The 13913-nt window shown below is 56.6% G+C and carries 13 protein-coding genes; 9 read left to right on the top strand and 4 right to left on the bottom strand.

Translation table 11 applies throughout. The annotated features are described in order from the left end of the window. Positions 1 to 222 precede the first annotated feature (222 nt). Together H7B67_RS12030 and H7B67_RS12025 are read left to right on the top strand one after the other, a co-directional pair. On the top strand, positions 223 to 729 hold the full coding sequence (locus H7B67_RS12030) for a hypothetical protein (protein WP_185120072.1): 507 nt from the start codon (positions 223 to 225) through the stop codon (positions 727 to 729). 51 nt (positions 730 to 780) lie between these two features. Then, positions 781 to 1083 (top strand): hypothetical protein, encoded by a 303-nt coding sequence (locus tag H7B67_RS12025; RefSeq protein WP_185120071.1) that lies wholly within the window; start codon positions 781 to 783, stop codon positions 1081 to 1083. A 53-nt stretch (positions 1084 to 1136) separates the two neighbouring features. Here H7B67_RS12025 and H7B67_RS12020 read toward each other — a convergent pair whose 3' ends face one another. Beyond that, complete coding sequence (locus H7B67_RS12020) at positions 1137 to 2753, bottom strand: bifunctional metallophosphatase/5'-nucleotidase (RefSeq protein ID WP_185120302.1); 1617 nt, start codon at positions 2751 to 2753, stop codon at positions 1137 to 1139. 125 nt (positions 2754 to 2878) lie between these two features. Continuing rightward, positions 2879 to 3769, bottom strand: a complete 891-nt coding sequence (locus H7B67_RS12015) for an NmrA/HSCARG family protein (RefSeq protein WP_185120070.1) — start codon at positions 3767 to 3769, stop codon at positions 2879 to 2881. A gap of 120 nt (positions 3770 to 3889) precedes the next feature. Between H7B67_RS12015 and H7B67_RS12010 the strand changes: the two genes are divergently transcribed. The 3 genes from H7B67_RS12010 (at position 3890) to H7B67_RS12000 (ending at position 6363) form a co-directional block, all read left to right on the top strand. After that, positions 3890 to 4273, top strand: a complete 384-nt coding sequence (locus H7B67_RS12010) for a winged helix-turn-helix transcriptional regulator (RefSeq protein ID WP_185120069.1) — start codon at positions 3890 to 3892, stop codon at positions 4271 to 4273. 62 nt (positions 4274 to 4335) lie between these two features. Further along, positions 4336 to 5283, top strand: a complete 948-nt coding sequence (msrA, locus tag H7B67_RS12005; RefSeq protein WP_185120068.1) for a peptide-methionine (S)-S-oxide reductase MsrA — start codon at positions 4336 to 4338, stop codon at positions 5281 to 5283. Positions 5284 to 5889: 606 nt separating this feature from the next. Further along, positions 5890 to 6363 carry a CcdC protein domain-containing protein gene (locus H7B67_RS12000; RefSeq protein ID WP_185120067.1) on the top strand — a complete coding sequence of 158 codons (474 nt, stop codon included), beginning with the start codon at positions 5890 to 5892 and terminating at the stop codon, positions 6361 to 6363. Positions 6364 to 6524: 161 nt separating this feature from the next. Here the strand turns inward: H7B67_RS12000 and H7B67_RS11995 are convergent, their stop codons facing one another. Together H7B67_RS11995 and H7B67_RS11990 are read right to left on the bottom strand one after the other, a co-directional pair. Beyond that, positions 6525 to 6848, bottom strand: coding sequence for a hypothetical protein (locus H7B67_RS11995; protein WP_185120066.1), 324 nt, complete (start codon positions 6846 to 6848; stop codon positions 6525 to 6527). Between the two features lie 310 nt (positions 6849 to 7158). Further along, positions 7159 to 8682 carry a stalk domain-containing protein gene (locus H7B67_RS11990; RefSeq protein WP_185120065.1) on the bottom strand — a complete coding sequence of 508 codons (1524 nt, stop codon included), beginning with the start codon at positions 8680 to 8682 and terminating at the stop codon, positions 7159 to 7161. Between the two features lie 213 nt (positions 8683 to 8895). Between H7B67_RS11990 and H7B67_RS11985 the strand changes: the two genes are divergently transcribed. From H7B67_RS11985 to H7B67_RS11970, 4 genes are all read left to right on the top strand, one after another. Continuing rightward, positions 8896 to 9177 carry a winged helix-turn-helix transcriptional regulator gene (locus H7B67_RS11985; protein ID WP_245363888.1) on the top strand — a complete coding sequence of 94 codons (282 nt, stop codon included), beginning with the start codon at positions 8896 to 8898 and terminating at the stop codon, positions 9175 to 9177. A 76-nt stretch (positions 9178 to 9253) separates the two neighbouring features. Next, a complete protein-coding gene (locus tag H7B67_RS11980; RefSeq protein ID WP_185120063.1) occupies positions 9254 to 11443 on the top strand; it encodes an alpha-galactosidase in 2190 nt (729 codons plus the stop codon). Between the two features lie 226 nt (positions 11444 to 11669). Beyond that, positions 11670 to 12677: an ROK family protein gene (locus tag H7B67_RS11975; protein ID WP_185120062.1), complete on the top strand. Its 1008-nt coding sequence runs from the start codon at positions 11670 to 11672 to the stop codon at positions 12675 to 12677. Then, on the top strand, positions 12664 to 13782 hold the full coding sequence (locus H7B67_RS11970; RefSeq protein WP_342592590.1) for a mandelate racemase/muconate lactonizing enzyme family protein: 1119 nt from the start codon (positions 12664 to 12666) through the stop codon (positions 13780 to 13782). Before H7B67_RS11975 ends, H7B67_RS11970 begins: the two co-directional genes overlap by 14 nt. Positions 13783 to 13913: the final 131 nt, after the last annotated feature.

The following is a 13913-nucleotide window of genomic DNA, read 5'->3' as shown; positions in this document are numbered from 1 at the left end:
GGCGAATGGCCGGCATCGAGGCCGGCCACCGCTGCGAACGATTCGTTTATACGTCGGCCGGGTCTCTCTGTACTCCCGAAGCCATCGGAGCATTGCATGCCGGTGCACCCATTCTCTAACACCACCTTAAATTGGGATAGATAGAAATATAATCTAAATAATATTATTATGCAATATAAAAAATATAAGTTCTAGAAGACGACGGAGAGAGGGGGCGACGGAATGGTAACCTTCGAGATTTGCTCAAGCATCGGACAATGGAGCCGGTTCTCCGAATTCTACCTGGAACATCGGAACGGCATCATTCCTGGCTATCAGGTGAAGCATGCGTTGACGGATATCAAGAACGTCATGCGCAAAGGAAGGGCCGCCATTCTGGTTAACGGAAAGAACGAGGTGATCGGAATCGGAGGTTTTACGCTGGGGATGGAAGAAAACGGCTTCGAAAACAAGGAAATAGCCGTTCTGATCAACAGTTATTTTAAGGAGGAATATCGAGGCAATCGCACCTTTATCAGAGGCCTTCAGGTGCTGGCCGAGCAGATCAAGGACGCTTCCTCCGAGGCGGTCGAGGTGAGGCTCCCAACCTTTGCTCACAATGGCTATACGAACAGGCTTTACGGCAAGTTCGCCGGCAGGATCGAGACGAAGAATACCCCCTACGGCGAGTTCCATATCTATTCCGCATCCTTTGAAGCTTTCTCGCAATTTTGCAGCCGATTTAAGTAAAAAAGATTAAGCTTCTCATAACCCTTATGTCCGAAAGGTGAGAATCTCCCTTTGAAAAACGTCAAAACAGCGTTATACCTTCTCCTCTCCCAGTTTATCTATCTGCTTATGTGCGCCCCGTGGTTTCTGGTCGCGCTCACGTCGATCATGGCGTTCGCCGATCCGAACGCGCTCAGCAGCATCGCGGGCCTCGGCCTCATGTTCTTCGTCTGGCTTTATCCCGCCGCTTTCGTCGGCGCGGCCGTGACTTGCTGGATCTTCTACCACAAGGGGAAGTTCAAACGGGCGGCTTGGATGAACCTGCTGCCGCTGCTCTGGATCGTTCCGCTTGTTTTGTTCTTCATGTACGGCTAATGCCTAACGAAGAAACCGCCTCGCGGAGAGGCGGTTTTCGTTCGCGCGGACTTCTATTCCGTTACGACCTCGACCCCGTTCGCCGTCACCTTCCAGTTCCGGTTCACCGAAGCTTGGATCGTGCCCTTTTCCATAATATAGTTGGCCAATAGCTCTGAGACGTCCACCGTAATGTCGCGAACGACCGGCTTGTCCTTGAACATCGGGTACTCCCCGCCGCCGACGGCCCGGTAGTTGTTCATGGCGACGTCGTATTCTCCGGCCGGGTCGATCGGCTTGCCGTCCTTCTCCAGCTTGACGACACGGTCTCCATGCGGGCGGGCGATGTCGAGCTCGTAGTCGATGCCTTCCCACATGTCGTAGTTGTAATGCTGCGGCTTCGGATCGGAGAAGGAGGCGCTGACCTTCGCGGCGCCGTCCTCGTATTCGAAGTAGGTCGCGGAGCGCTCGAGCGCATCCTTGATGTCTTGTCCGGACACTCGCAGCACTTTCAGCGTGTTCGGGTAAATATAGTTGGCGACAATCTCCCGCATCGTGATCCGGCTGCCGAAGCCCGGCGACCAATTGTCGAAGAGGGAGGTGCACGAGATATCCGCCTCCGCCGCCTCCATCTGGACGCGGTTCAGAAACTCGATGTACGGGTGTTCCGTAAGGCGCGCCTTCATCGGGTCGACGATCGTCATGTCGCCTTCCACGAAGCCGATCGGCTGGTCGAGCCAGCCCTGCGTGCCTTCCTCGGTCTCGGAGACGATCTCCACGACCGCCGGATCGGGAACGTATTCGCCTTGATGCAGGAGCTTCGAATCGGTTCCGGTTACGCGCCAAGCCCCGTTTTCCCGTGCCAAGGTCGCCTGAGCCATCCCGAGATGCATGCCCATGCCTCCGGCCTGGATGATCCGAACCCCGTTGATATAAGCCCCGTCGATCTCGCGATGCTGATGGCCCGTCAGCAGAATGTCGATGCCCGGAACCTCCATGCAGATCCGGTAGCCCTGGTTCTCTCCGGTCTCGTTCTCGGTAAGCTCGCCCGTCTCCAGGCTCCTCTCGAATCCGCCGTGATAAGCGACGACGACCAGGTCCGCGCGCTCCTCTTCCCGAAGGTGCTTAACCCAACGCTTCGCCGTTTCGCAAGCGTCCTTGAAGGCAAGCCCGGTCACGTTGCGGGGATGCTCCCAATTCGGGATGTATTGCGTGGTAAGGCCGAGAACGCCGACCCGCACGCCGCCGGGATACTCCTTGATCAGATATGGCTTGCCGAAGTAAGGCTCCCCGCTCTCCGCGCCCACGATATTCGCCGCCATCCAAGGAAAATTCGATTCCCGGACCGCCTTGTTCAGCAAGTCCATTCCATAATTGAATTCGTGATTGCCGATCACCGCCCCCTCGTAGCCGAGCTCGTTCAGGACGCGGATCATGGGATGAGGCGCATCGCTCGCGAACCGGGAATAGTAGTAGGTAAAAGGAGTGCCTTGAATAAGATCGCCGTTGTCGAGGAGAAGAGTATGTTCGTGTCGTGCCCGTTCCGCGCGAATGAGGGGAGCCAGCCGGGCAAAGCCCGTCGGACTCGGCTCGTTGTTGGCATAATGGTGGGGCAGAACGTTGCCGTGCACGTCGGTCGTATAGAGAATCGTAAGGGTAAAGTCGGAAATCTCTCCATTCGGTTCAAGCATCGGTTTCATCTCTCGGCTCCTTATTTGTCTAATTATGGTCTCTAATTCCGATCATACAATACGATCCTTGCCGCGCCAAGCAAAGAAGACTCGTTCCGCCCGGACGAGTCTCCCGTCATGAACCGCTATTCCGACGCCTCTAAACTTGCCTTAAGATATTGGGTTCCTTGGCGAGCCAGCCAATCGTCGAACGTCATGAGCCCGGGGTGGAGACGCCGCAGCTCGGCGAAATCGACCTCGTAGCTCTCGCCGTTAAGCCATTCGTAGATCGAGGCAAGAGTCCCGTTAAGGCTTCGAATGGTCTCGATCGGAATCCGCTCGTAACGGATCGGCCGCCGAAGCGCCCTCGAGAGGGAAGCTGCCAGCGCGGTCGAGGTCGGAGCGTCGCCGGCCAGCTCGATCGTTCTTCCGATGAACGTTTGCGGCTCGCGGAAGGCCATTCCGGCGAACGCGCCGATATCCTCTACGGCGATCAGCTTGACCGGCACGTCCGGTCTCATCCCGTCGGTCAGCTTTCCTTGGCGGAGGCCGAACATCGGTTTCGCGTAGCTCTCCATGAACCCGGCGGGCCGCAGCACCGTGGCCTGAAGCCCGATCTCGCGAACGTGGCGTTCGATCTCCGTCTTGGCCAGATAGCGGAACCTCGACTGCCTGTCCGCGCCACCGACCGACGAATAGACGTAATGCCGGACTCCGGCTTGCTTCGCGGCGTCGGCGACTTGGACCCCGAGCCGGATCTCCCGCTTGGCCGCTGCATCGCTCGGATCCCACTCGGGCGGCTGCACGCTGAAGACTCCGTAGGCTCCTTCCATTGCCTTGACCAGGGACGGCCGGTCTTCCATATTCCCTTCGCGCAGTTCCGCCCCCGCCCGAGCGAGCGCCGACGCGGCCGCGCTCGAAGCGTCGCGGGTGAACGCCCGCACCTTCCAACCGTCCGCGAGAAGGCGGCGGGCCGTCGCCCCTCCCTGCCGGCCGGTCGCTCCCATGACGACAATCGTTTTTTGACCCCTCTCCATCGTTCGTTTCGCCTCCGTTTCCTTCGCTCTATGTCCAGTTTAGCGGAAGTGGTATATTGGGGGTAAGAACGCACTTCATTTAATCTTGCTTGCTTAAAGTAAGCGACGGGAGGAGCAGCCATGATTCGCGGAGGAGAAGAAGGCGTCCGATGCGAGGCCGCCATGGGAGAGGCCTTGCGGGTGCTCGGAGGCAAATGGTCGTACGAGGTCATCTCGAGGCTCTATTATCGAACGTTGAGATTCAACGAGCTGCGGCGAAGCTTAGGCGGCATTACGGTCAAGTCGTTGACGGACATTGTGCGGCAGTTGGAGAGTCTCGGCATCGTTCGCCGCGAGGTCATCCCGACGACTCCGGTCAGCGTGGAGTATTCGCTGACGGAGAAGGGCAAGGAGTATAGGGCCGTTCTGACGCAGATGCGCGAGTGGGGCGAGAAGTGGGGGAGCTCGGGCGGCTTGGACGACTTGGACGGTGTGGCCAACGATCGCCGGAAGAATGAAAATTAAAGCAAACTCTGCTAAACTGTGTATAGAAACACGATAGTTAAACCTAAGGAGGTTAAGCATACATGAGTGAAAAAGCGATTTTCGCGGGAGGCTGCTTCTGGTGCATGGTGACGCCTTTCGAGGAGATGCCTGGCATCCTGAAGGTCGAATCCGGCTATACGGGAGGCCATGTGCCGAATCCGACGTACGAGCAGGTGTGCTCGGAGACGACCGGCCATGCGGAAGCGGTCCAGATCACGTACGATCCGGAGCTGATGCCGTACGAGAAGCTGCTTAACATCTTCTGGCAGCAGATCGACCCGACCGATGCGGGAGGACAGTTCTTCGATCGCGGGGAATCTTACCGCACGGGGATCTTCTATACGACCGAGGAGCAGCGGGAGAAGGCGGAGAAATCCAAGAGCGAACTTGAGGCGAGCGGCCGCTTCGATCGTCCGATCGTGACGGAGATCACGAAGGCGACCGAGTTCTATCCGGCGGAGGATTACCACCAGGACTATCACAAGAAGAATCCGCTGCGTTATAAGGCTTACCGCAAGGGATCGGGGCGCGACGCGTTCATCTCCGGCCATTGGAATACGGAGAAGGACAAGGCCAAGCTGAAGGAGAAGCTGACTCCGATCCAATTCGAGGTTACCCAGAACAACGGGACGGAGCCGCCGTTCCGCAACGAATTCTGGGATCACCACGAAGAAGGCATCTACGTGGACATCGTCTCCGGAGAGCCGCTGTTCAGTTCCCGCGACAAGTATGACTCCGGCTGCGGCTGGCCGAGCTTCACGAGGCCGATCCAGACGGGCATCGTCAAGGAGAAGGAAGACTACAGCCACTTCATGGTTCGCACCGAAGTCCGCAGCCGCGAGGCGGACTCCCATCTGGGACACGTGTTCCCGGACGGTCCGGGCCCTGACGGCCTGCGCTACTGCATCAACTCCGCCGCGCTCCGCTTCGTTCCGGTCAGCAAGCTGGAGGAAGAAGGATACGGAAGGTTCAAAGAATTATTCGAATAAGTTGTTGGAACGCCTAGAAAGCAGCCTGCCCGATCGGAGAGAAGATCGGGCGGGCTGTTTGGCTGTAGGTAGCCGGTCAGCCAACCGTTAGCAACGAGCCAAAAGGTGCACGGGGTGCACCACATGAGCGGAGTTCGCCAACAACGAGCCAAAGAGGTGCAGTGGGTGCACCACATAAGCGGAGTTCGCCGACAACGAGCCAAAGAGGTGCAGTGGGTGCACCACATAAGCGGAGTTCGCCGACAACGAGCCAAAGAGGTGCAGTGGGTGCACCACATAAGCGGAGTTCGCCGACAACGAGCCAAAGAGGTGCACGGGGTGCACCACATGAGCGGAGCTCACCGACAACGAGCCAAAGAGGTGCACGGGGTGCACCACATGAGCGGAGTTACCCAATCGCCTAATGGTCAAATGAACATGAAGAAGTGCGTTCATTCTATTGTGCCGGTGGATATGGCTTTCGGGCAGACGAACGCACCGGCATTAGGTGATCTTTAATTTACAACCCTATCGGCGGATAGTAAAATACCAATAAATGCAATTCCTATTTGTTGTTATTCCATATTGGGGCGTCTCAATATAATGAAGGGCGAGCGAGGTTAAGGAATGAATTCCTACAATTTCTATGTCATTGTCATTCTAATTGCGGCCTTGATTCTATGGCGCAGAACCCGATCCATGTATCGTCCGATCAAGGGGAACGGAATCCGTCTGCTCGTGCCCGCGTTCCTCTTGCTGTTGGCTTGCGTGCCCGTGCTGTCGACTCCCGGAATCCATGCCGCCGGCTGGGAATGGGTTTGCGCATTCGCCTTTGGAGCCGTTTTATCGATTCCGCTCATTTGGACGACCCGATACGAGCGCCGCTCGGACCAACAAATCTACGCGACCCGGAACAAGGGCTTTTTTATAGCCTTCCTCATCGTGTTCGCCGTACGTTTTCTGTTAAGAGAGAACCTGAATTCGCTGGGACAGGAGACGGAGATGGCTCTGTTCCTGACCATCGCGCTCGGATACGCTCTTCCTTGGAGAGTAGCTTCTTTCCTCAAATACCGTAAGTTAAACAGCCTCGACAACGTATAATCGCACTGCGCGAACAGAGTTCGCATCCTCTCAAGAACGCTTTCTGTCGGGGGACAATAACATACGTCATTAAAAGCTGCCCGGTATCCTGATGTTGATTTATGTCCAAACGAAAACCGCCTCTGTAAAAAGGCGGTTTATCGAACCAATCAGAGGTTGCGTTAGCGTTGAGTTTCATATAAATATTGAACTTTAGCCATAAAGGCATCAAGAGCTTCAATCATCTGCCCAATATCGCTTACTGATGCGTATCTTGGTGCTACGTTGACTTGATTCCACGCCGTGCCGAAACTCGTGTTCAATTCGGGATAAACATCTTCGACGGAATGAAAATCAATGTTCGATAGCAAGGCATATGGGGTAATCAAGTTTCTGGATTCCTCGATTATAAAAGCTAATGGAACGACCTCGCTGTCTCCTATTTTGTTATCCTTGATAATTGCCCCTAAACGATATTTAATGCTGGCGGTTTGATTTTTAATCATGATTAGTTCGCTTGCCTGAATATCGTTGACTTCATTGTTAAGCAATTTGTATTTTCTTTCCGTTTGTAGTGCGTACAGGACAGAGGCGACAACGATAAATGCGCAAACGATTCGGAGTGTTATTCTCATTAAGCAACCGTAGCATGATAATCCAACCTAATTAAACAAACAATATATGGCTATATGGCTCCTCCTCGCATAAAAAGGCGAAGCTAGATGTTCTATTGGATCCGTTCGGTACCATTGGAAAAATGAACCATGCTCGGCCCTGGGCCGGACATGGTTCTTGTTGCGGTTATTCTCGTTTCGGTTATCCGTTCGCGATCTCGAAGCACATCACAAGGTTGTTGTCGATCGCGACGAAGGTCGTCGGGGATAGCGGAATGATCTGCGTGCCGGTGATCGTTTGATTGTCTATGACGAGAATAAAGCGCAGATTGCCTTGCGAATCCAGGCTGTGAATCGTGCCGCCGGTCGTGGAGATGTAGGCGTTGCCTATGCCGTCGGCGACGAGAGTGGATGCGAACAGGCTGTAGCCCCGCTGCTTCTCCATCTGCGATTGCTTGTAGGTCCACACGGTTTCTCCGGTAGCCGGGTCCATCTTTTTCAGAGTATTCTCGCTGTCAAGGCTTGAATAAGCTCCTCTTCCTCCGCCTCCGTAAGGAGAGGCCGCTTCCGTAAGCTTGCCATTCTCCACCTTATATACTCTGCCGTTAAACAATAAAGTGCCGTCCTTCAGAATGGTTGGGGCAAAATAGCCGTTATCGGCAAGAAGCGTCTCGCCTTTCGCATTCAGAATCGCGTATCCCGCCTCATTCTGAAGGTAGATGTTATTGGAGGAATCGGTCACCAATTGCATGTCTTCCTCAAAGGCTGACAAAACTCCCGTTTCGGTTTGAAATTGCTGCTTTGCCCAGAGGCGTTCGCCTTTGTCGTCATAAGCGGCAAGGCCATCCTTCGTCAGAATGATGAGATGGCCATCGCTATCGATGTTGCCGTTCACGACAAGGTAGTCATAAGAAGGCTCGCCGGCAATGATCAATTGCGGAGATACATTGGTCTTGGTATAAAGCGGGATACGGCTCCAGCTGTAGTTGTTGTCCCCTTTGCTCGCCTTGATGTCATACCCGTCGGAGCTCTTTACGGCTTCGATCTCGGCGTAGGATACGTCTTCGAAAACCTCTGTCGTGAGTTCATTCCCCTCAAAATCGGTTACGAAATATTCGCGATGACCCATAAAGACGAGCGTATGATTATCTCCGACGAAGCCCTCGTAATTCTGAAAAGGACTCTCATCCTGGAACGACCATTTCAGCTTCGCGTTTCCTTGATGCTTAAGCAAGATGGATTCCCCTTTATCGTTCATTAGGGGCAGCTTGTCCGTAACGGTCAGATCCATTTCGTCGGTACGGATGTTGATCGTCTTGGAAGCGGCATTCAGCTCGACCTCGGCTCCGAGCGACTCGCTTACGAACCTTAGCGGAACGTAGACGTTATTGTTCAGAGTCAACGGCGCTTGCTGAAGGGAGACCGCGGTTTTATTGACGTATGCGGTTTTGGAGCCGAGAGTTAGCGTGATGGACTTGTCGCCTCTTTGCCCGACGACCTGTTTGGATTTGCCGTTAAAAGCGACTTTGGCGCCAAGCGCTTCGAAGATGGCCCGCATGGGGACGAAGGTAACTCCGTTTCGGAATTCGGGGGATAACGGGGAGTTTAGCTTTAGGTCGTCAACGGTTAGAGAATACGAGGGAGAAGCCGCAGTTGCCTGAAGGCTGGTTGAATGAAACGCCAAGGATGCGGCAACGAGTCCGGCAAGTATCCATCTGAGCTTCATGTCGGGTTATTCCTCCTTGAATGATTAATGTCATTAATGCTGGTAATTATATCCGAAATAGAATTGATTGTATTTAAGGAATTTTTGAAGGCCGCCATGCAGCGCCATTATTCTGTATTAACTCGCCCCGCTGTGCTACAATGCAACTATGGCGAGGTGACCGCATTGGAACAAGTGCAAATTCCGACAATCTGCCCGAGGTTTGAGAAAGCGATGCAACTCCTCAGCAAGCGCTGGGCCGGGCTGATCATCTTTCAATTGCTGCCGGGACCGCAGCGGTTCTGCACGCTCGAGACGTCTCTTCCGAACATCAGCGGACGGCTGCTGTCGGAGCGGCTGAAGGACCTGGAGCAGGAGGGCATCGTCCGCAGGGACGTCTACCCGGAGACTCCGGTTCGGATCGAATATTCGCTTACCGACAAGGGAAGGGCGCTGGAGAAGATTTTCGCGGAAGTGGCGGTTTGGTCGCAGAGTTGGCTGCCGGCGGACCGTTAACGATTCGTCCCGCTTCTTACCAGGAAGCGGGATTTTTGAATGGGGCTAGTAAAATCTATAGCATGAGGTGTAATCCGTGACCATCCATTATGATCAAAGCACCCGTACATATCATCTGCAATCCAAGAACGTCAGCTATGTGATGCAAGTCGTCAAAGGCGATTATTTGGCTCATCTTTATTGGGGACGCAAAATCCGCGGAACGGCGATTCACGACATGATGCCGAAGTCGTACCGTCCTTCCTTCAACCCGAATCCGTTCCCGGACGACGAGACGTTCTCGCTCGATACGCTTCCACAAGAGTTTCCGGGCTACGGAACGAGCGACTTCCGCTCGCCGGCGTATCAAGTGCGCCTGGCGAACGGAACGACGATCACGGAATTCAAAGTGAAGGATCATCGGGTCGTCGCCGGCAAGCCCGCGCTGGAAGGACTTCCGGCGGTCTATGCCGAGTCCGGCGACGAAGCCCGGACGCTGGAGATCGTGCTGGAGGACGAAGCGGCCAAGCTGCGCCTGATCGTCAGCTATACCGTGTTCCGGGACAGCGACGCGATCGCGCGCAACGCCCGGATCGAGAACCTCGGGGAAGCCGCGGTACGCGTGCAGCGTTTCCTGAGCGCAAGCGTCGACCTGCCGCATTCCGAATTCGAAGCTCTGCACCTGTGGGGAACCTGGGCGCGCGAGCGTCATGTGGCGCGCCGCGCCTTGATGCCGGGCGTGCAAGCGATCGAGAGCCGCCGCGGCTCCAGCAGCCACATGCACAATCCGTTCTTGGCGCTCGTCACGCCGGAGACGACGGAAGATAACGGCGAAGTGTACGCCATGAACCTGGTCTATAGCGGCAACTTCCTGGCGCAAGCGGAAGTCGATCAATTCCGCTCGACCCGCCTGTCGATCGGCCTCAACCCGTTCGACTTCGAATGGCAATTGGACGGCGGAGCGTCGTTCCAATCCCCGGAAGCGGTTCTCGTGTATTCCGGCGAAGGTCTCGGCGGCATGTCCCGCACGTTCCACAAGCTGTACCGCACGCGCCTGTGCCGCGGCGAGTTCCGCGACAAGGAACGCCCGATCCTGATCAACAACTGGGAAGCGACTTACTTCGACTTCGATTCGGACAAGATCATGAAGATCGTCACCGCGGCGAAGGAGCTGGGCCTCGAGCTGTTCGTGCTCGACGACGGCTGGTTCGGCAAGCGCAACGACGACAAGCGCTCACTCGGCGATTGGTTCGTCAACACGGACAAGCTGCCGGAAGGGCTCGACGGCTTGGCCGCCCGCGTGAACGCGGAAGGCTTGTCCTTCGGCCTGTGGGTCGAGCCGGAGATGATCTCCCCGGACAGCGACCTGTACCGCGCGCATCCGGACTGGTGCCTGCACGTGCCGGACCATCGCCGCACGCTGGCCCGCACGCAGCTCATCCTCGACTTCTCGCGCCAAGACGTGCGCGATTATATCGTCGAGCGCCTGACGGAGATTTTCTCCAGCGCGCCTCTGACCTACGTCAAGTGGGACATGAACCGCAACATGACGGAGATCGGCTCCGCCCAGCTGCCGCCGGAGCGTCAGCGCGAGACGGCTCACCGTTACATGCTCGGCCTGTATGAAGTCATGGAGAAGATCACGTCGAGATTCCCGAACATCCTGTTCGAGAGCTGCTCCGGCGGCGGCGGCCGCTTCGACGCGGGCATGCTTTATTACATGCCGCAGACTTGGACGAGCGACGACACGGACGCGATCGAGCGCTTGAAGATCCAATACGGCACGAGCATGGTGTACCCGATCAGCACGATGGGCAGCCACGTGTCGGAGGTGCCGAACCACCAGGTTCAGCGCGTCACGTCGTTGACGACTCGCGGCCACGTCGCGATGTCCGGCAACTTCGGCTACGAGCTCGACCTGTCCAAGATGAGCGCGGAAGAAAAGGCGGAGGTCGCTCGCCAGGTCCAAGAATACAAGGAGCTGCGCGGCCTCGTTCAGCAAGGAGACTTCTACCGTCTGCTCAGCCCGTTCGAAGGCAACGAGACGGCTTGGCAGTTCGTCTCCGAAGACCGCTCCGAGACGTACGCGATCTTCGTCCGCACGCTGGCGGTACCGAACGGCCCGCTCGCGCGCCTGCGCCTGAAGGGACTCGACCCGGAGAAGAACTACGCGCTGAAGGGAACGGACCGCGTCTATGGCGGCGACGAGCTGATGCACGTCGGCCTGCCGCTACCGAAGCTCGAAGGCGACTTCGGCAGCCTGGCGTTCTACTTCGCGGAGGTTTAAGCTTTATACGAAACTTCAAGAGACGGCGGTCCGACAAGGGCGGCCGTCTCTTCTTGTTGTTGATTTTCTACACATCGCTTCTCCGTTCGCGCGAATTATTTGTCTACATAATGGAGAAAATCTTCTTTTTATAAATTTTTGAAGGATTTATATTCCTAAACCCGCAATAGTGTGCTATCATACGATCAATGGGTTCACAACTAGAGGATTCAGCAGGGGGCGGACGATGAAGAAAGCGGCAATCGGGATCGATATCGGAGGCACCCATATCAAAAGCGGTTTGATCGGAACGGACGGAACGATTTTGGAACGGCGTTCTACGCCGACCGAAGCTAGGGAAGGCAAGCAAGGCTTACTGGGCAAGCTGGACAATCTGATCGGGGATTACGAGCGGATTGCCGCGGAGCAAAACTGGCAGTTGGCCGGCATCGGGATCGGTACGGCGGGCTATGTCAACCTGCAAGGGGGGATCGGCAGCGCCACGGACAATTTGCCCGGATGGCAAGGGACCTCCCTTCGCGACGAGCTTGAGGCTGGCGGCACCATGCCGCTTTTTGTAGAGAATGATGTGAATGCGCTTGCATTGGGAGAGCAATGGCTGGGCGCGGGCCAAGGCCGGGACGATTTTATTTGCCTGGCCCTCGGCACCGGGATCGGGGGCTGCCTCGTTACGGGAGGCAGGCCATACCGGGGAAGGAACGGATATGCGGGCGCGTACGGGCATCAGACCATCGTAGCGGACGGACTGCCTTGCACCTGCGGACTTCGCGGCTGTTGGGAGCGATACGCTTCCGTTACGGCTTTGAAGCGGATGGCGTCCGAACAAGCCGGCTCCCGCGAGTGGTCGGTCTCTCCGGAAGCCGTGTTCGCCGCGGCGAGAGAAGGGGTCGAAGAAGCGGAACGGATCATCGACCGGTACTCGGCCTATATCGCGATCGGGATCGCGAATCTGATCCATAGCTTTAACCCGACCGCGGTCCTCATCGGCGGAGCCGTGACGGCGCAGGGAGACTTCTTGTTCGAACGCGTTCGAGGCCATGTCCGAAGCTGTACGCTTCATGGGTTCGCGAACGAGCCGGAGCTGGAGATCCTGCCCGCGGCGCTGGGCGGCATGGCGGGGACGATCGGCGCGGCCAAGCTGGTTTGGAACGGGATCGAGAAGCGGAGTCAGGCTGAATTGGATACGGGAGTAGAAGAAATTAGAGAATGGCGGGTGTGCCGTGAGAATAGCTGACATTATAGCGTATCCGCTGAGGCTGCCGATGAAGCAAAGCTTCGCCATCTCGGGCGGAACGGTAGGCAGCCAAAGCCAAGGCGCTCCGCACGTCTACGTCAAGATCGTTACGGACAGCGGAATAGCGGGCTGGGGCGAGGCCAGGCCGAGCCACCGATGGAGCGGCGAGACGTTGGAGACGGTGACTAGCACGATAGAGGGCTACCTGAAGCCGGCGTTGATCGGGGCGGAAGTCGAAGACGTTCGTTCGATCCGCTCTCGAATGAACAAGGAGATCAAAGCCGACCTAAGCGGAGGACAGCCGATCGCCAAAGCGGCGATCGATATGGCCCTGTACGACGCCATCGGCAAGGCCAGGCAGTGCAGGCTGGCGGATCTGTGGTTCTCCGGGTTCCGTTCTTCGATTCGGCTGTCTTATCTCATCAGCACGGCCAGCCCGGAGGAAGCCGAGAGCAAGGCGGCGTTCGCCGCGTCGAACGGCTACCGGGGGCTTGACGTCAAGCTCGGGCTGAACCCGGAATCGGACCTCGAGATTCTCGAAGCGGTCAAAGGCGCGGCTCCGAATCTGTTCCTCCGGGTGGATGCCAATCAAGCTTACGACCTGCAGCGGGCGATCAAGCTCTCGCGAGCGATGGAGCGAATAGGCGTCGACGTGTTCGAGCAGCCGCTCAAGGCGGACGATCTGCACGGTCATGCCGAGCTGCGCCGCAAGACGAACGTCCCCGTCGCCCTGGACGAGAGCATCTGGACGACGGGGAATCTGATGCAGGCGATTCGCGCCGAGGCTTGCGATACGGCGGTCGTCAAGCTGACGAAGATGGGGGGATTGACGGGCGCGAAGAGATGCGGGGAGCTGGCCAGAGAAGCGGGATTAGGCCTGCTGGGCGGCGGATTGACGGAATCGAGGCTGGCCTTGACGGCGAGCGCGCACCTCTTCAACTACCTGCAGATCGAAGAGCCGGTCGACCTGAACGGTCCGATTTTTCTGGAGGACGACCCGATCGAATCGGGCCCATCCGTAGAGGAAGGGACGGTCGAGCTGCCGGATCAACCCGGGATCGGCTGCCGGATATCGGAGGATAAGCTCAAGCTTTACGGCCGTTAAGCCGCTCTTTTTTGCGACTCGTTGGAGAAAATATCCATTTATGTCCAATCAATAAGTGGAATTTTTCTTATAAAAGGAAGAATGCTCTGTCGGGAGGTGATGGAGAGTCGCGTTCGAGGCAGGAGAAGGAG

Source organism: Cohnella thailandensis (genome assembly GCF_014212135.1).
GTDB lineage: Bacteria > Bacillota > Bacilli > Paenibacillales > Paenibacillaceae > Cohnella > Cohnella thailandensis.
The sequence above is the reverse complement of the archived record's forward strand: the minus strand, read 5'-3'. Positions and strand labels throughout refer to the sequence as shown.